Below are 16,727 nucleotides of genomic sequence, written 5' to 3'. Positions count from 1 at the left end.
TCTAGGTGGTGACTTCGCTCGATCAGATATAGAGCCCGCAGCCAGGATGGCGAGGACGCCGGATTATCGGAAAGGTACTCTCCAGCGCAGGATCGCGCGACCGCCCAGCCATCAGACTGGGCGGCCGGACCCCATCAACAGAACTACAGAACCGTGGTCCGCGTCAGCGACAGGTCCTTCGTCTCCCGGAAGAACAGGACCACAACCACTGCAGACACCAGAGCCATGCCCATCAGGTAGAAGGCTGGAGCCAGCGGGGTTCCAAATCCAGCTACCAACCCCGTGGCTACGAAGGGAGCGGTTCCCCCGAACAGTACGTAGGCCAGCGTGTACCCAATTGCTGAGCCTGAAGCCCGGACCGATGACGGGAACATTTCCACCAAGGCAGGCACGTTGGACGTACCAATCACGGCTACAAGTGCACCCAGGATGCTCGTACCCAGAATCGCGAACCCGAGCCCCAGCGGCATGATCGAGAATGCCGGAATGGTCATCACTACGAAGCCAACACAGGCCACCAGCAGCATCTTCTTTCGACCAAACCGGTCACTGCCGCGTGCTGCCAGAGGACAAACCGCCGTGTACACCAGCATGGTAATCACACTCGTGATCATGGATTCGGCCGAGGAGTACCCAAGGCTCGAGGTCATGTAAGCGATCATGTAGCTGCTCATCAAGTAGTACGCGATGGCATTGGTGATGCTGTATCCGAAGAGCGTGAAGATCTGTCGCGAGCACATCCGGATGGCGTCTCCCAGGGGTCGCTTTGCCACTTCGCCTGTCTTCTCCAGGCCGCGGAACACCGGGGTGTCGTCCACCTTGGAGCGAATATATAGTCCGATCAGACCCAGCGGTGCAGCCAGCAGGAAGGGAATCCGCCAGCCCCAAGCCTGGAGGTCTTCGGTACTCAACGTCGCGGTGATCGCGGCACCAAGCAACGCGCCGGCAACCGAAGCCAGGCCGACAGTGGCCGGGATGATGCTGGCGTACGTTGCCCGCTTGCCCTCTGGTGCGTATTCCACGATGAACGCCGAGGACCCCGTATACTCGCCGCCGGTTGTGAAGCCCTGAACAGCGCGGAACACGAACAGGAGAATCGGAGCCCAGATACCAATCACCGCGAACGTCGGCAGGATACCGATGCAGAACGTGGCCGCGCTCATGATCAGCACGCACAGGCCGAGCATCTTGTTGCGCCCAATCCGGTCACCGTAGCGTCCAAAGAAAGCCGCGCCGAGCGGCCTGGCGATGAAGCCGCCGGCGAAGATCGCCCACACGGCCAGAAGTGACGCCGTCGTGGAGTAATCCGGGAAGAACAGCTTCGCGATGGTGACGGACATGACCGCATAGGCCGCGGAGTCGAACCATTCGACGAAATTTCCGACGGCGGCTGCCGCGGCGACGCGCTTCAGGCTGCGGCGCGGGGAAGACTCGGTTTCAGCAACTTTCTCAGTCATCGTATTCATGATTGTTGTCCTTCGAGGCGGGGAGAGGCTACAACGTGTGGGAGTTCGCGGAGCTGGGCCCGCTGGACTTTTCCGGTGGCTGATTTCGGCAGTGCGGAAACGTATTCAATGAATCGCGGGTACGCGAAGCGGGAGAAGTTCTCCTTCACGTGGGCCACGATGGTTTCGCTCAGGTCCGCTCCCCCAGTGTGACCGGGCGTCAGTTCGATCCATGCCTTGATGGACTGGCCGCGGAGCTCGTCGGGCACGCCAGTCACCGACACGTCCCGCACGGGATCGAGCTCGCGAATGACAGCCTCCAGCTCATAGGGTCCAACACGGTAGCCGGACGTTTTGATGACGTCGTCGGTCCTCCCAAGGAACCAGAAGTAGCCGTCTTCGTCCGCGTAGGCTTGGTCCTTCGTGTGGTACCAATCGCCCCCGAATGCGGTGGCGGACGCCTCCGGCATGTTCCAGTATCCCAAGGGAAATTGCGGGTTGGATCGCGCGCGGAGGCAGACCTCACCGGTCTCACCGGCGGGGACTTCCTGCTCGTTTTCGTCCAAGAGGCGGACTTCCCATCCAGGAAGTGGACGGCCCATGGACCCTGGCTTCACCGGAACATCCGGGTAGTTGCCCAGCAGCGGGTACGACTCGGTGGAACCGTAGTAGTCCAGCAGCGTCACCCCGTACTGCCCCTCGAACCACGTGATCAGGTCCGGCGTCAGCGGCTCATTGGACGAACAAACCGTCCGCAGAGACAGCGGGAAGCGAGTACCGGCGTCGGGAACGTCTTCGCGCATTTTGCGCAGGAACGTCGGGTTAACCAGCGCGCTGGAAGCGCCGTGGCGGCTCATGCTGTCCAAGAGGGCTGCGGGGTTGAAGCCGCCGCTGGGCCGGAAGACCAAATGCGTGGCACCGAGTCGCAGCGGGCCCATGAGCTTGGCGAGCGACCACGCCCAGTCCCCCGCGCCGTAAAACACGTCGCCGTCGCCGATCTGGTGGCAGTACTCGAACTCGTTGTGGCCAAGGAGCGTCCGGTGCGCGTGGACGATTCCCTTGGCCCGGCCCGTGGTGCCCGAGGTGTAGAAGATGAGGGCGGGGTCGTCGGCTGTGGTTTCGACATCCTGGAACTCTGTGGACGCCTCTTTGATAGCCGGGCTGTCGATGTCGATGAAAGTGCCCTCGAAGTCCTTGAACAAGTGCTTCGCAGACTCCTCGGCGATGATCACCGACGCGCCACTGTCCTCCAGCCGGAACCGGATGGGCTCCGCGGCCCAGAGCAGGGACATCGTGACCAGGATGGCGCCGGTCCGCAGCACACCGAGGTAGGCGGCCGGGGTGTCGGAACGCTGCGGCAGCAGGACGGCGACGCGGTCGCCCTTCTTGATGCCGGCTTTTTGGAGTGAGGCCGCGATCTGCCGGGACCGGTCCTGGATTTCGCCCCAGCTCACCTCACGTTGACCTTCGACGGCGGACTCCAGGATGAGTGCCCGCTTGTCCCTTGGGTGCCGGTCGGCGACGTCGACGGCCATGTTGTAGAGCTCAGGCACCTCCCAGCGGTGGCTGTTCCGCAGTTCGGTATAGCGGTCTTGGGTTGCTGTTTTCACTTTGGTGTCCCGTCCCTTCAGCGCCGGCCGGCCAGGAAGCGGGCCATCTCGCGCTGGGGTTCACCGGTGCCGTAGGCCTCGCGGTGCACGCGCTTGGCTTCTGCCATGGCATCGCTCAGGTCGTCGTCCTCCAGGCTGCGCAGGCGGTTCTTGGTCAAGCGGACCGCGCCCGGGGGAAGGAGGCTCAAGCGGGCGGCGAGGTCCGTGGCGTAAGCCAGCACGCCGCCGTCGTCCGCCAGGTAGTTAAGGAGGCCGAGCCGCTGAGCCTCGGCAGCGTCCACCAGCTCGCCGGTGAGGACGAACTGGGAGGTCTTGGACTTGCCGAGGATGCTCCACATGGCCCAGATGCCGGTAATGCTGGGGATGCCGGAGAGGACTTCGGGCTGGCCCATGCGGACTTTGGAGTCGCCTACGCGGAGGTCAGCGAGGAGGGAGTACTGGAACCCGGAGCCTGCGGCGACTCCGTTGACGGCGGCGATGGTGATCTGGTCGAGGTTGCGGACGGCGCGGTAGAGGCGATCGAAACCGTCGATCCAGGCCTCGGCGGATTCGTGATCCTCGGGGTTCATGGATGCGGTCTCGGCGAGGTCCTGCCCGGCGCAGAACGCACGGCCGCTGCCGGTGAGGATGACCGTGCGGACTTCGTCGTTGCCTTTGAGGCTTTCCAGGTAGTCGATGAGTTCGTTGCGCATGGCCTCGGTCCAGGCGTTGAGCTTGTCCGGGCGGTTGAGGGTGATGATGGCGGTGGGGCCGGTCTGTTCGAAGAGGACGTCCTGGGACATTGGGGAGTTTCCTTTGGTTCGTTGGGGCTTCTTGAGTCCCATCTGACCATCGGCGAATGTGACCCGTCTAACATCAATATCTACTCGCCTTGATACCAAACTGATATGGTGCGGCGATGGACCTCCACCATCTCAAGTACTTTGTGGTGCTCTCCGAAGAGCTTCATTTCGGCCGTGCCGCACAACGTCTGCATATGGCCCAGCCTCCGCTGTCGCAGCGGATCAAGGATCTGGAGAAGGAGCTGGGAGTGCTGCTGTTCCACCGCCGGCGCACCGGTGTGGAGCTCTCCGAAGCAGGGGCGTTGCTACTGGAGCACGCGCGTGGGGTGCTGGATCACGTGGCCATGGCGCAGGAGTCAATGCGTCGGATCCGGCCTGGCGCGTCGGGAATCCTGCAGGTGGCCGTGCCACCGGATACGAACCCCGTTGCCTTGTCCACGATGGTTTCTTTCTTTGCTGCGCCTGCGCCTGACGTTCTTCTGAACCTGCACGAGCTCACCACCGTTGAGCAGGTTGAGCGACTGCGCGACGGCGAACTGGACGTTGCGGTGGTTCGTCACCCTTTGAGCAGCGTGGGTTTCGAGTCGGGGCCGCTGTATTCGCGGGCGCTAGGGGTGGTGCTGAATGCTTCGCATCCGCTGGCCTCCTTGTCTTCTGTGCCGCTGGGTGATCTGGCCGGGAATCCGTTGATCATCTTCCCGCGGCACATGGCACCTACGTTGTACGACTCGTTCCTCCAAACGTGCCGAGATGCCGGGTATCTTCCCGCGGCTATTGTTCATGCGCGGAATCAGCACTTCACGCACGGGTTGATCATGGCCGGCCGCGGGGTGCACTTCAATGAGGAGCCTTGGACGCCGCTGCCGGAGGGGATCGTCTGGCGGCCTCTGGTTAGCGATCCGCTGGCTTGGCGAACGTCGGCGCTGTGGCTGAAGAGCCGGCGGTCAGCTGAGACGGACGCGTTCGTTGAGGCCGTGGGGGCGGGGTTGGAGGCGGGTGGGCACGGGTGACTGGTGCCTGGTGCCTTTGCAATTACTCGCAACCTCAGTGACACGATGTCAAGAGCATACCGTTTACGGTATACTTTTGACACTCCAAGCCGTTTCTCTGGGATGGCAAAACAATACCGGTCACGGTAGAATTTTGACATGAGATCAACATATCGAGACATATTGCGTGAGATCGCCTATGACAACCATGGTTATGTCACCACCGCGGACGCAGTGGGCGCCGGTGTGCCCGCCGTCGAGTTGCCAAAGCTCACGGCCCGGGGCGGGCTCGATCACGTTGGATACGGCCTTTACCGAATGACGGACATCCCGCCGACCGACGATGATCAATTTGCCGAAGCGACCTTGCGCGCAGGAGGGGACGCCTACCTGCGCGGGGAATCCGTCCTGGCCCTCCTCGGACTGGGGGACGTGAATCCTACGAATATCACCGTGGGTACTGGCCGTCGTGTCCGACGCACAATGCCCGACTATGTAAAGGTCATCCAGGGGCAGGCCGGCGCGAAGGTTACACGCTACCGCGGGATCCGCGCCCAGCAGCTCAGTGAAGCACTCCTCGAATGCCTGGGCCGGGTCCCCAGCTCGCGGCTGCGAGACGCTGCAGTCAAGGCCCGCGCTGAGGGATTGCTGACAACGGCGGAGTGGAACCGCGTGCGCAAGGAGCTCGCCGCATGAGCTACGGCACCCCGCCTCGGAACCTTGCGGCCCTCAACCAGAGACTGAAGAACCTAGAGGTAGACGAAACTCTTACCCTTCGCCGGAGGACAACGATGGCTCTGGTCGTGATCGGACAGATGCTGCCCGAAGGTGCCGTGAAAGGTGGCAGTGCCATGGCGCTGCGATACGGCTCCAGTACAAGGTTTACCCGCGACCTTGACGCCGCCCGCACAGGAGGAATATTGGCCTTCCGCGCAGACTTCGAAGAGCGCCTGCGGGAAGGCTGGAGTGGGTTCACTGGCCGTCTGGCCGAGCGAAAAGCACCGAAACCCGAGGGAATCCTCGCGCCGTACGTGATGAAGCCGTTCGACGTGAAACTCGACTACGAGGGAAAGCCGTGGTGCACAGTGCCCTTCGAACTCGGTCACAACGAGATCGGTGATGCTGACGATCCCGAGTTCGCTCTGGCGCCCAGCATCAGTGAAATGTTCACCTCTGTGGGCCTCCCCGCTCCAGACCCAGTGGCGGTAATGCCCGCCGACCACCAGATCGCCCAAAAGATACACGCGTCAACAGTGTCCGGAAGCGACCGCGCCCGAGACCTCGTAGACCTGCAACTTCTGGGCGCCCGCGAGCAGCTTGACCTGGCAATGGTCCGAGCCACTTGTGTTCGTCTGTTCGACTACAGAAAGGCTCATGCCTGGCCTCCGGAAGTTGTAGAGGGAGCGGATTGGGCGACCCTCTACGCGAAGGCTGCCGAGGGCCTTGATGTCGCATCTGAAGTCGCTCCCGCCATCGAGTGGCTGAAAAACTTCATCGCCCGGATTGACCAGGCCTCACCAAACGATCAGCCGTCGCCCTCTGAAGTTGGGTGAGGCCTACGCTTCCCCGAACCTCACGTGCCTAGCCGCCGCCGAAGAGTGGCGAGAGGGAGGTCCAGAGCTGGCGGATGCCCAGGACAACGAACAACAGGGCACACACTCCCAGGGCAAGATTGGAGTGCAGTTTGTTGGCCCAAGCTTTGGGAATTCGCCTGCCGTTGAGCAGCCCCAGCAGCGTCAATGCAAGGAATGGCATGAACAACGAACCCAGCGCTCCGTAGAGCAGGATCAGTCCGATGGGCTGACCCAGGGCGAACAGGATCATGGGCGGGAAGGTCAGCCAGAGGAGGTAGAACTTGAAGTACTTTCCACCAACACGGGTATCAGGGTGTCCCGATTCCTTGCCCCGCATGTTGCCCCAGAAGTCGGCGAACATCAGGGAGACTCCATTCCAGACGCCGATGATGGAGGAGAAGGAAGCTGCCCAGAAACCAATGAGGAAGCCGGTTCCCACCACGTCGCCGTACTCCGCTTTCAGGACATCGTAGAGATCCAGAAGGCCTTCATCGCTCGCGCTCAGGGAAACACCTGCGGACCGGACAACTTCGGCGCCCACAATGAGCATGGCGATCACGAAGACGCCTGTCATCACGTAGGCCATGGAGTTGTCGATTCGCATGACCTTCATCCACTTGGGTGTGTACCAGCCCTTTTCCCGAAGCCAATAGCCGTAGGCGGCGAGGGTTATGGTTCCACCCACTCCCCCAGCCAGTGCAAGCGTGTAGAAGATGGCGCCGTCGGACGATGGGATTATCGGGATCAGTCCGGTCAGCATTTCCGGAATGTTTGGGGCGGCGATGATGGCCAAGCCCACCACCGTCACAAACATCATGCCCACCAGGGCCGCTGTGATCTTCTCAAAGGTGGCATATTTTCCCCACCAGACCATGGCGAAACCTGCCAGGCCCATCAGGATGGCCCACGCCCACAACGGCAGGATCGGGAACACTGCCGCCAACGGTAAGGCTGCGGAGGACATGGCCGTGGCTCCGTAGACGAAGCCCCAGATCATGATGTACGGGCCGAAGTACCAGGTGGTCCATTTGCCGAGGGATCGCCACCCCTCAAAAATCGTCTTTCCAGTTGCCAGTGTGTATCGGCCGGCTCCTTCGACGAGGATGATCTTCAGCACCACACCAACGATGACCGCCCAAAGCAGGCCGTAACCGAACCGTGAGCCGGCCACCAAGGTGGCGACCATGTCAGCCGCCCCCACGCCGGTGGCGGCCACAACCAGACCAGGGCCGATGATCCGCCACTTGGCCGGGCGGCCGCCGTCGTCGTCAATCCGGTCAGCGTGGCTGCCACCGGGGGGAACCTGCTGATTGGCCCCCACCGCCCCCGTGTCCTTGGGGGTTGTGTTGCCCGCGGCATCGTTGCTCATGGCTTCTCCTCGACATTGAGTGCACCCTGAAAACAGAGAACTGCAGACAATCTATTTGTGATTCATCCCACGTCCAAGTCACTTCCAGATTTCCTAACACGTTCTTAGGTTTCGATGCTCGCGAGGCGGAGGTCGCGGGGGCGGTTCAGTCCGCGCCCCGCCATCCGCCCCGGCGGCTAAGCCCCCTCGAACCAGCCCCGCGCCGGATTGGAGACCTCGGGCACCTCCCGGAAAACACCGGGCTGGGCCACCCAGCCAACACCGTTGGCGATGACCTTTTGGATCTGCGGCTGGTGGTACACCGGGTATTCCTGGTCGCCCGGGCTGAAGTAGAAGATCCGGCCCTTGCCCCGGGAGAACGTCACACCGGAACGGAACACCTCGCCACCTTCAAACGAGCTGATGAAGATCAGGTCGTCGGGCTCCGGGATGTCGAACAGCTCGCCGTACATTTCCTGCTTCGGGATAACAAGCGGGCTTTCAACGCCAGCCGCGATCGGGTGCGAGGGCTTGACCGTCCACACGAGTTCCCGTTCGCCTTCGTTGCGCCACTTCAACGAGCACGTGGTCCCCAGCAGCCGGGTGAAGATCTTGGCGAAGTGCCCTGAGTGCAGCACCACCAAGCCCATGCCGGCCAGCACGTGGCGCTGCACGCGCTCCACCACCTCGTCGCTGACTTCCTGATGCGCGATATGCCCCCACCACAGCAGCACGTCGGTCTGCTCCAGCACTTCCTCGGACAGTCCGTGCTCGGGATCGGCCAAGGTGGCTGTGGAGATTTCGGAGTCCGGGTAGAAGCCGCGGAGTGCGGCGGCGATGGCACCGTGGATCCCTTCGGGGTACATTTCGCCAATGGTTGCTGGCTCGTTGCGGGCCTCGTGCACGGCCTCGTTCCAGACGACAATCTTCAATTTCGAATCAGACATTTCAGAGCACCACTTCACGTTGTTCGAGGGCGGATTTGTAGCAGGCATCGAGCACCAGAGCTCGGCTGAGGGCAAGGGACCCGTCGTGGCTTCCCCACACGGTCTCACCGCCGCGCACGGCGGCAATGAAATCGTCGACGACGGCCTGGTGGGCTCGCCCGGGTTCGGCCACCACTTCGAAGTCGGCGTTCTCGCCGTCCTTCTCGGTGAAGACGTGCACGTCCGCAACCGGGTTCTCGGAGGCGCCGACCGAGCGCAAGTCCGCTCCGCCGTCGGTCCCGTAAACGGTGAAGTCCATCAGGTCCCGCTCGTCGCGGTACGTGGCCCATCCCGCTTCCAGGATCAAGGTACCGCCGCCTTTCAGCCTGATGAACGCCGAAGCGAAGTCTTCCACCTCAAACTTATGACTCGAGTTCGAAGCTGTGTAGCGGGCGTTGCCGCCGAGGCCGCGCGGACCGAGTTCGGAGTGGGTCGACGCCGAGACGGACAGTACCTTGGGCTCGCCCAGGAGGTGCAACGAGTAGTCCAGAACGTGCACGCCGATGTCAGCCAGCGGACCACCACCGGCGAGTTCCGGGTTGGTGAACCAGCTGCCCAGCATCGGGATTCCTTGGCGACGGAGCCACGACGCTTTGGCGTAGTACGGGCGTCCCAGCGTGCCGGCGTCGATCACTTCTTTCAGGGCCTGGATATCGCCGCGGCGGCGGTGGTTGAACGCCACGTCCAGGACCCGGCCAGCCTTGCGGGCGGCGTCCACCATCTGTTGGCCTTCGACGGCGTTGCGCGCCAACGGCTTTTCGCTCAGCACATGCAGTCCCCGCTCGAGCGACGCAATAGCGATCGGCGCGTGCAGGAACGTCGGCACGGCGACGCTCACGGCGTCGAGGCCTTCGAGCTCGATCATGTCTTCCCAGCGGGCGAAGGCGTGGGGAATGCTGTATTCCTCCTTCAGCTGGGCAAGAAGGTCAGCTTCCATGCCGGCGACGGCGACAATTTCGACGCCGGAAATGTTGCTGTACGCCTTGAGGTGCTGCTGGCCGGCCCAACCAATGCCCACAACTCCCACCTTGAGGGTTGTGGACGGGGCCTGCTGCTGAATGCTCACGTTGTTCCTGTTCTTTCTGGGGTTTCTAGGTTCGGGTTGAAAGGGCTAGCCTTTGACGGCACCGGCCGTCATGCCGGACACGATGCGCTTCTGGCAGAGGAGCACCAAGATAACGAGCGGGATGGTGATGATCACCGACGCGGCGCTGATGGTGCCGAGGGGTTGGTCGAACTCGCTGGTGCCGCTGAAGAACGCGATAGCCACCGGGACGGGGCGTGATTCCGGCGATGTGGTCAATGTGACGGCCAGGAGGAATTCGTTCCAGACCGAGATGAACACCAGAATCGCCGTCGTCGCCAGGCCGGGGATGGCCAAGGGCAGGATGACTTTCCGGAAGGCGACAAACGGTGTGGCGCCATCCATATACGCGGATTCCTCCAGCTCACGCGGGATCTCCTTGAAGAACGACGTCAGCGTGTAGATCGCCAGCGGCAACGCGAAGGTCAGCTTCGGAATGATCAGCCCCAGCAAAGTGTCGTACAGGCCGATTTCGCGCCAGATGGAGAACATCGGGGCCGCGATGGCGATGGCCGGGAACGTTGTCACCGAGAGGATCAGCGTCAGAATCATCGCTTTGCGGCGCATCTTCAGCCTGGCCAGCGCATAGGCGGCGAAGGACGCGAACACCAGCGCCACGGTTGTAGTCACGACGGCGATAATCACCGAGTTGCGCAAGGCCAGGAGGAACTCGGGGTTCTGGAAGACCACCAGATAGTTCTCAAGGGTCGGCTGGCTCGGAAAGAGCTCACCTTGGGACAGGCTCGCGCCCTTCTTAAGGGAGGTGTTGACCAGCCAGTAGAACGGGATGAGCGAGAAGCCCATCACGGCAATGACGAACACCCAAACCATCGGATGCAGCTTCGCTTCCCCACGCAACCGACGACGCTTCGGCGCCTTGGCGCGAGTGGCGAGTTCCGCCGTCGGGCGTTCTGCAGTCAACGTGCTCATTGTTCCTCCTTCGCGACGTCGCGGATGTTGCCGCCGGCGAAGCGGACGTAGATGACCGAAACCACCATGACGGTGAGGAAGGTCAGGATGGACAGCGCCGAGCCTTCGCCCACGAGCCGGTTTTCGCGCAGCTGGATGTAGGCGAGCATGGACATGGATTCGGTGCCGTTGGCGCCGCGGGTGAGGACGAACGGCAGGTCGAAGACGCGGAGGGCGTCCATGGTGCGGAAGATCGCGGCGAGGACGATCGCCGGACGCAACAGCGGCAGGGTGATGTTCACGAAGGTCTGCCATTTGCTGGCGCCGTCGAGTTCCGCGGCCTCGTACGTTTCGGCGGAGATGACCTGCAAGCCGGCCAAGATGATGAGCGCCGCGAAGGGCGTGGTCTTCCAGACGTCGGCCATGACGATCACGGCCATCGCGTAGCCGTGCTCACCGAGCCAGACGACGTCGCCGCCCGGCAGTCCCAGCGTGGAAAGGACGTTGGTGACCAGGCCCATGTTGGGCTGGAACATCGTTTGCCAGGTGATGGCGCTGACCACGGTGATGATCGCATACGGCAGCAGAACCACGGTGCGCAGGACGGCGCGGCCCTTGAACGCGAGGTTGAGCAGGAGCGCCATGGCCGTGCCGAGGATGAGTTCGAGGCTGACCGAGAGGCCTGCGAAGAGGAAGGTCTGGCCGAATGCTGCCCACCACTCTGAGCTGGTCAGCGCGGCGATGTAGTTTTCCAGTCCGACAAAGCGGGACAGGCCGGCAGTGCGGACGCTGTACTGGTTCAGTGAGAGCCAGATCGCGTAGCCGATGGGGACCGCGGCAACCAGCGCCATGATGACCAGCGACGGCGCGGTCATGCGGAACGCGAGCTTGCGCTCGGCGCGGTCGCGGCCGCTTACGGGGCGGGCCGGTGCGCCGCTAGGGCTGCGGCCCGGTAGGAGTGTCTTGATGGCCATGATCAGAAGCTCGCCTTGGCGGCGGTGATTTCCTCGTCCATCTTCTGCACGGCTTCCTCGGTGGAGGCGGTGCCGGAGAGGACGGCGTAGACGTTCTTGTAGATCGCCTGGCTGATCTGCGGGTAGACCGGGGAGATCGGGCGCGGCTTGGCACCCTTCACGGAGGCGAGGAGTTCCGTGGCGAACGGCATCTTCTGCAGGACCGCCGGGTCAGAGTAGGCGGCTTCGTTGACCGGGGCCTGTGAGTAGTCCATGGCCACATGCTTCTGCCAGTCCGGGCTGGTGGCGTAGTCGATGAACGCTACAGCCCCGGCCTGGTTGGTGGAGTGGGCCGAGATCGCCAGGTTCCAGCCGCCCAGCACGCCGGAGGCCTTGGCGCCTTCCCATGCCGGCAACGGCGCGACCGCGAAGCTGGACGCCAACGGTGTCGCGTTGAGCAGGCGGTACACGTGCGGCCAGTTGCGCTGGTATCCAAAGTCGCCGGACTCGTAGGCGAGGCGGGCCGGGTCTTCGTTGTAGGTGAGGACGGCGCGGTCGGCCGAGCCGTTCTTGAGTCCGTCGCTCATGAAGTCGAGGACTTCGCGGGTCTCTGGCGAGTCGATCTTGACGTTGCCTTGGTCATCGAGGACTTCGCCACCTGCGCTGTAAAGCATTTCGAGGAAGTTCACCGTGAGGCCCTCGTACTGCTTGCCCTGGTAGACGAAGCCGTTGCCGGGAGCCTTGGCGGCTTCTGCGTAGAGCTGCTGCCAGGACTCGGGCTTGGCTACCTTGTCCTTCTGGTAGTAGATCAAGCCGGCGTTGGTGAAGAACGGCGAGCCCCAGTACTTGTCCTGGTACTTGGTGGTTTCCACAGTGGAGGGAATGAGCCGATCCTTGTTGGCTTCCACCAGTTTGGTCTGGTCCAGCAGCCAGCCCTGGGAGGCGAACTCGGAGGTCCAGATGACGTCCGTGATGAAGATGTCGCACTCGGTGGACTTGCCTTCGAGCCGCTGCACGATCTGCGTGCGGGCCTCGTCCGTGGTGGCGCCGATCTCGGTGTACTTGGCCGTGACCTTGCCGTTCGCCTTCGTGAACGCCTCCGCCGTGCCCTTGTAGATACCGCTTGCGTCCTTGACGCCGCAGGTGTTGACTGCCCCGCTGGCATTAGCGCCCGACGCCGGATCGGCAGCTGCCGCTTGTTCGGCACCCTGGGGTGCTGCTCCCCCGCCGCACGCACTGAGGAGGAGGGCTGCGGCTGCGATAGCGGCTGATGCGAGAGCTTTTCGGTTGCGGGGCGTTGCTTGGTTCTGGCTCTGGAGCGGGGAAGCAGGTCGGTTCAAGTCCACAAGTGGCTCCTTTGGGGTCTGTGGGCGGTGGGGTTCAGTGCGCGCTTTGACTGTCCCGCGTCCTGAGGTTGGCTTCTTTGCCGGTGGTTCGTTTTGATCCGTGGAATCGATTCCAAATGTGGTCAAAAGAATCGGCCTTGAGGCCGTGGAATCGATTCCAAAATAGTGTGACAGGGGCCACCTTGGGCTGTCAACCCTCTTTATTTGGTGGAGTCCCTGATGACGAGTTCGTGTGGGAGGAAGGTTCTTCCCTTGCGATGCGAACCCTCCACGGTCATCCGTTCCAGGAGCTCCGCAAAGGCTACTCGGCCCATTTCGTAGGCGGGCTGCCTTACGGTGGTTAGCTCCGGGACGCACATTTCTGCCTGGGCGGAGTCATCGAAACCTGCCACGGCGATGTCGTCTGGAACTCGTAGTCCGGCATCGGTGAGTTCACGGACGCAGCCGGCCGCGACTACGTCGGTTCCGCAGAAAACGGCGTCCGGAAGGTCTTTTGTTTCCAGGAGTGTCTTGGTTAGGCGGCGACCGGCATGGAACCCGAAGTTGCCCTCGCCGAGCAGGATCTGGTCTTGTTCCAGGCCCGCTTCCGTGAGCGCCTGGCGGAATCCTTCCTCACGCAGCTGGCCGGAGCGGGCACCCCTGTGGGCGAGCATGGCTAGTTTCTTGGCACCCGTGTCGATCAGATGTTTGGTGATGTCGTAGGCAGCCTGTCGGTCATCAATGGACACCCCGAATGCAGCCTCGGCGTCGACGATTTCGCAGACCTGGATAACGCTCAGTTGTTCGGCGACAGCGTTGACGTCGTCGTCCGGCATCGTTGGCGAGAAGATGACCAATCCGTCCACGGAACCGTTGCGTAGCATGTCCACGAGCTGCTGCTCGCGATCGAGGTCGCCATCGGTCGCCGCAATGAGGCTGACGTAGCCTGAGTCCGCGGCGGCATCGCCGACACCGCGAAAGACTTCGCTGATCACCAGCGAGTCCAAGTTCTTCGCTAGGGCGAGTACGCGCATCGTGCGGTCTCTTCGGAGATCCCTTGCTGAGGCGAGAGGACGATAGCTGAGCTGACGGATCGCGGTGTTGACCTTCTCCTTGGCCGCCTCGCTGACAGCAGGGCTCCCGTTCAAGACGCGGGACACCGTCCCTACGGACACCCCCGCCGTCCTGGCGACGTCCTGAACTGTCGGCCGAGCCATTAGTTTTGTCCTTCCGCGGAGAGTTGCTGACGATTAGCACTGCCACGTCGACCGGCGCTCCCCAGCTTAGCTGTAGAAGGTGAGGCCGCGACGGATCGGTTAGTCGCACAGCCAACTTGAGCTTGTGAAACAGGTGTCCCAATACAGATGGTTGTCAATTTCACCTCGCCTGTCTGACTGAAAGAGACTCCTGGCGTGCTGATCCTGACGACCGCGCTAAGGCCGAGGGGACGGACACGCTCGGCCTGAAGACTTCCTGCATTGGGCGTCGCCAACCTGACCTACTGGCGATCCTCCTGCAGGTTCCGGCTTTTTCAGCTCATGGCTTTCATTTGAACAGGCAGCACGGGGCACGGACTGCTGACCGTGACAATCTGCCGTTAGACAGGAGACGCCGCAAGCGTGGTCGCGCCAGAACAGAACGGGTATCTTGATCCAGGCTATTCTCAGTCCTCGTCGCCACAAGTCCGTGCGGCAATCACAGCTAACGCTTTCTTGTCTAGCGCCAACACATACTTAATTGCTACATCAACGGCAAGACGCCCCGATTTCTGGCCAAGCACAACCTGACGTCCTTGAAGCTCAGATCCCAAGGCTGAAACTATCCCTTTGCGCAATGCAATCACCCTCAAAAAATTCTTCATTTGGCGATCGGTGAGTTGACTGTTTCCGTGGATAATAGCATTTCTTACTTCAATTAGAATACTAAAATTTTGCCCTACCTGATCCTGCTGTAAAGCGATTCCAAACCCGCCGTTAAGCCAGCTATTCCGCTCATCCCAAGATTGATGAAAAGAGTTCGAACTTTGCTGGATAAGCTTACGGCCAAATCGAGTCTTCGATAGTCCCGATTCGGATACCAGATCCTCAATAAACTGATCAACAAGCCCTTCGACAAGCGTAACCGAAGTGACTATTTGCGCCGCAGGGTCGCCCCGTTCGGCAGCAACAAGTCGATGAAGGGACCGCAGAGTCGCCTCCGTCGTCGATCGGACGTCAGCATCAACGATCACCTGACGACGCCCAATCGTATGCGGCACGTGTCAGCGCCGAATCGGTTTGCAATGCCTTGCCAGCCTTACTGGCCGTACCTCCATCTAAGCAACCTGCACTGGCCGCAAGGCCCAGACGAGTGACATCGGTGGCTCCCACGAATAGCTCGCCCAAACGATCGGACGAAACCTTGCCTCGTTTTGCCAGGAACCAGGCGGCCTCCGCACGCACAGACTCAAAGCGATCATTGAGAAGACTCTGAGCCCACGCAACAACACCGGATTCGCCCGACGAATTTCCAGACTGCAGTGAGTTGCCCAAATTGATCATCCAAAGGCGGGCCCAAGGACTCTGACGTGGCATCTGAATTAGCTGGCCAAGGGCAGCCCAGTTCGCATCGGTCTCTTGCCTGCCCGTCAAGTACTTCACAATATTAAAGAGTCGAATTGGTTCTCGACGAGCTATTTCTACCAACCACTCATCCCGAATCCTCTCGGGCGCGGTCGTGAGCACTTTTAGAGCTCTAGTGCCGTAGTGCGTGTGGATTCCGCGTTGCTCGGGATCCCCTTGAGCCCAGTCCTTGACAACCCCGGACAACGCCGCAAAATCGACTTCCTCGTCATCGGGCTCTGAGAGCACAACATCAAAGTCCTCATATCCAACCCTGACGTGCTCAATAGAGCGGAGCTCATCGGCTGCGTCATCTTTGTACTTCTGGAAGGCAGCCTCACGCAGTTGCTTTTCTTCGCGAATCTGTCGTGCAGAGCGGATCTTAGTCTTGCCGTCCGCAAGCACGAGTCCAATTCCTCGAGCAACTTCAACTGCGCGCTCAATTGCTTCGTGGGCATCTCCCCAATTCGCGGTAACAACTCTGAAGTCATCGGCATATCTGTGAACTTCGTAGCCCGCTCGAGCAATACCACGCTCAAGTTGATTCAAATAGGCGTCAGCAAGAAGGTGGCTGCACTCCATAGCTTGCGGTAAGCCCAGCCCCCGCGGGAAGATGTCGACGAATAGATCATGCAAGCTGGCAACCGGGGCAGCGTCAAGAGTTTGAAGGACTAGCTCGTCGGCAAGAATCTGGTGGTCTATGTATTCGTAGCACGCCGCAATATCGAAGTCGACCAATAAGGCTTCCTGAGGTCGTGTTGACTCACTTCCAAAATCATTGTGCACCTCCATATCACCAGAACGCGACGGTTCAGGAAGCCCACCCTTAAGGATTTCAACTAGGGCTTCATAGAGGGTCCTGGTTTCCGGAGAAAGAAGGCCTATCGGTCGAGGACCCAAGCCGTGCTTAGGCATCGCCAACGTCTCAATAGCGGGCGAATGTCCTGCAGTGAACCGAGCACCCGTAGATTCCGCTAGTTTTTTCGTTGCATCGGCCAGTGAACGCTCAGATATTAGGTGCGGCATGAGTGTGAGAGACGTGGCTACCGTCTTTTCCGCTGCGAGGTTGAACGGCAGACGTGCCGCCACTGGAGATGCGAGGTGCATGAAAAATCGTTCCTG

At 61.4% G+C, this 16,727-nt stretch carries 15 protein-coding genes; 3 read left to right on the top strand and 12 right to left on the bottom strand.

The features are described 5' to 3' along the window. Positions 1-143 precede the first annotated feature (143 nt). The 3 genes from AC6CH8_RS20150 to AC6CH8_RS20140 are packed head-to-tail and all read right to left on the bottom strand — an operon-like array spanning position 144 to position 3,837. Positions 144-1,466, bottom strand: a complete 1,323-nt coding sequence (locus AC6CH8_RS20150) for an MFS transporter (RefSeq protein ID WP_364305837.1) — start codon at positions 1,464-1,466, stop codon at positions 144-146. After that, positions 1,463-3,055 carry an acetate--CoA ligase gene (locus AC6CH8_RS20145; RefSeq protein ID WP_498192048.1) on the bottom strand — a complete coding sequence of 531 codons (1,593 nt, stop codon included), beginning with the start codon at positions 3,053-3,055 and terminating at the stop codon, positions 1,463-1,465. The genes AC6CH8_RS20150 and AC6CH8_RS20145 overlap by 4 nt, the downstream gene beginning before the upstream one ends. Positions 3,056-3,072: 17 nt before the next feature. After that, positions 3,073-3,837: an enoyl-CoA hydratase/isomerase family protein gene (locus AC6CH8_RS20140; RefSeq protein ID WP_420179041.1), complete on the bottom strand. Its 765-nt coding sequence runs from the start codon at positions 3,835-3,837 to the stop codon at positions 3,073-3,075. Between the two features lie 116 nt (positions 3,838-3,953). Between AC6CH8_RS20140 and AC6CH8_RS20135 the strand changes: the two genes are divergently transcribed. The 3 genes from AC6CH8_RS20135 to AC6CH8_RS20125 all read left to right on the top strand — a co-directional run bounded on the left by AC6CH8_RS20135 (position 3,954) and on the right by AC6CH8_RS20125 (position 6,379). Continuing rightward, positions 3,954-4,847: a LysR family transcriptional regulator gene (locus AC6CH8_RS20135; protein ID WP_498192047.1), complete on the top strand. Its 894-nt coding sequence runs from the start codon at positions 3,954-3,956 to the stop codon at positions 4,845-4,847. Between the two features lie 138 nt (positions 4,848-4,985). Further along, positions 4,986-5,522 carry a type IV toxin-antitoxin system AbiEi family antitoxin domain-containing protein gene (locus AC6CH8_RS20130; protein ID WP_420179043.1) on the top strand — a complete coding sequence of 179 codons (537 nt, stop codon included), beginning with the start codon at positions 4,986-4,988 and terminating at the stop codon, positions 5,520-5,522. Next, the gene (locus AC6CH8_RS20125; protein ID WP_498192046.1) at positions 5,519-6,379 is read left to right on the top strand and encodes a nucleotidyl transferase AbiEii/AbiGii toxin family protein; all 861 of its coding nucleotides are present in this window, start codon (positions 5,519-5,521) and stop codon (positions 6,377-6,379) included. Before AC6CH8_RS20130 ends, AC6CH8_RS20125 begins: the two co-directional genes overlap by 4 nt. A gap of 28 nt (positions 6,380-6,407) precedes the next feature. Here the strand turns inward: AC6CH8_RS20125 and AC6CH8_RS20120 are convergent, their stop codons facing one another. From AC6CH8_RS20120 to AC6CH8_RS20080, 9 genes are all read right to left on the bottom strand, one after another. Then, the gene (locus tag AC6CH8_RS20120) at positions 6,408-7,769 is read right to left on the bottom strand and encodes an Nramp family divalent metal transporter (protein WP_498192045.1); all 1,362 of its coding nucleotides are present in this window, start codon (positions 7,767-7,769) and stop codon (positions 6,408-6,410) included. A 176-nt stretch (positions 7,770-7,945) separates the two neighbouring features. Beyond that, positions 7,946-8,695: a ThuA domain-containing protein gene (locus tag AC6CH8_RS20115; RefSeq protein ID WP_498192044.1), complete on the bottom strand. Its 750-nt coding sequence runs from the start codon at positions 8,693-8,695 to the stop codon at positions 7,946-7,948. A gap of 1 nt (position 8,696) precedes the next feature. Continuing rightward, entirely contained in the window at positions 8,697-9,800 is a 1,104-nt protein-coding gene (locus AC6CH8_RS20110; protein ID WP_498192043.1) for a Gfo/Idh/MocA family protein, read from the bottom strand. Between the two features lie 45 nt (positions 9,801-9,845). After that, positions 9,846-10,748 (bottom strand): carbohydrate ABC transporter permease, encoded by a 903-nt coding sequence (locus tag AC6CH8_RS20105; RefSeq protein WP_420179047.1) that lies wholly within the window; start codon positions 10,746-10,748, stop codon positions 9,846-9,848. Beyond that, positions 10,745-11,701: a carbohydrate ABC transporter permease gene (locus AC6CH8_RS20100; protein ID WP_498192042.1), complete on the bottom strand. Its 957-nt coding sequence runs from the start codon at positions 11,699-11,701 to the stop codon at positions 10,745-10,747. The genes AC6CH8_RS20105 and AC6CH8_RS20100 overlap by 4 nt, the downstream gene beginning before the upstream one ends. A 2-nt stretch (positions 11,702-11,703) precedes the next feature. Continuing rightward, positions 11,704-13,026 (bottom strand): ABC transporter substrate-binding protein, encoded by a 1,323-nt coding sequence (locus tag AC6CH8_RS20095; RefSeq protein WP_498192040.1) that lies wholly within the window; start codon positions 13,024-13,026, stop codon positions 11,704-11,706. Between the two features lie 200 nt (positions 13,027-13,226). Next, entirely contained in the window at positions 13,227-14,222 is a 996-nt protein-coding gene (locus tag AC6CH8_RS20090; protein WP_498192039.1) for a LacI family DNA-binding transcriptional regulator, read from the bottom strand. A gap of 446 nt (positions 14,223-14,668) precedes the next feature. Then, positions 14,669-15,235, bottom strand: a complete 567-nt coding sequence (locus AC6CH8_RS20085) for a hypothetical protein (protein WP_498192038.1) — start codon at positions 15,233-15,235, stop codon at positions 14,669-14,671. Beyond that, a complete protein-coding gene (locus AC6CH8_RS20080) occupies positions 15,225-16,712 on the bottom strand; it encodes a reverse transcriptase domain-containing protein (protein WP_498192037.1) in 1,488 nt (495 codons plus the stop codon). Before AC6CH8_RS20080 ends, AC6CH8_RS20085 begins: the two co-directional genes overlap by 11 nt. Between the last annotated feature and the right edge of the window lie 15 nt (positions 16,713-16,727).

Source organism: Paenarthrobacter sp. GQ52 (assembly GCF_059759005.1).
The sequence above is the reverse complement of the archived record's forward strand: the minus strand, read 5'-3'. Positions and strand labels throughout refer to the sequence as shown.

What these genes read in the sequence shown, in the direction of transcription:
- AC6CH8_RS20150 (WP_364305837.1), bottom strand. Translation starts at nt 1,466, where the DNA reads ATGAATACGATGACTGAGAAAGTTGCTGAAACCGAGTCTTCCCCGCGC.
- AC6CH8_RS20140 (WP_420179041.1), bottom strand. Translation starts at nt 3,837, where the DNA reads ATGTCCCAGGACGTCCTCTTCGAACAGACCGGCCCCACCGCCATCATC.
- AC6CH8_RS20135 (WP_498192047.1), top strand. Translation starts at nt 3,954, where the DNA reads ATGGACCTCCACCATCTCAAGTACTTTGTGGTGCTCTCCGAAGAGCTT.
- AC6CH8_RS20130 (WP_420179043.1), top strand. Translation starts at nt 4,986, where the DNA reads ATGAGATCAACATATCGAGACATATTGCGTGAGATCGCCTATGACAAC.
- AC6CH8_RS20125 (WP_498192046.1), top strand. Translation starts at nt 5,519, where the DNA reads ATGAGCTACGGCACCCCGCCTCGGAACCTTGCGGCCCTCAACCAGAGA.
- AC6CH8_RS20120 (WP_498192045.1), bottom strand. Translation starts at nt 7,769, where the DNA reads ATGAGCAACGATGCCGCGGGCAACACAACCCCCAAGGACACGGGGGCG.
- AC6CH8_RS20115 (WP_498192044.1), bottom strand. Translation starts at nt 8,695, where the DNA reads ATGTCTGATTCGAAATTGAAGATTGTCGTCTGGAACGAGGCCGTGCAC.
- AC6CH8_RS20105 (WP_420179047.1), bottom strand. Translation starts at nt 10,748, where the DNA reads ATGAGCACGTTGACTGCAGAACGCCCGACGGCGGAACTCGCCACTCGC.
- AC6CH8_RS20100 (WP_498192042.1), bottom strand. Translation starts at nt 11,701, where the DNA reads ATGGCCATCAAGACACTCCTACCGGGCCGCAGCCCTAGCGGCGCACCG.
- AC6CH8_RS20090 (WP_498192039.1), bottom strand. Translation starts at nt 14,222, where the DNA reads ATGGCTCGGCCGACAGTTCAGGACGTCGCCAGGACGGCGGGGGTGTCC.
- AC6CH8_RS20080 (WP_498192037.1), bottom strand. Translation starts at nt 16,712, where the DNA reads ATGCACCTCGCATCTCCAGTGGCGGCACGTCTGCCGTTCAACCTCGCA.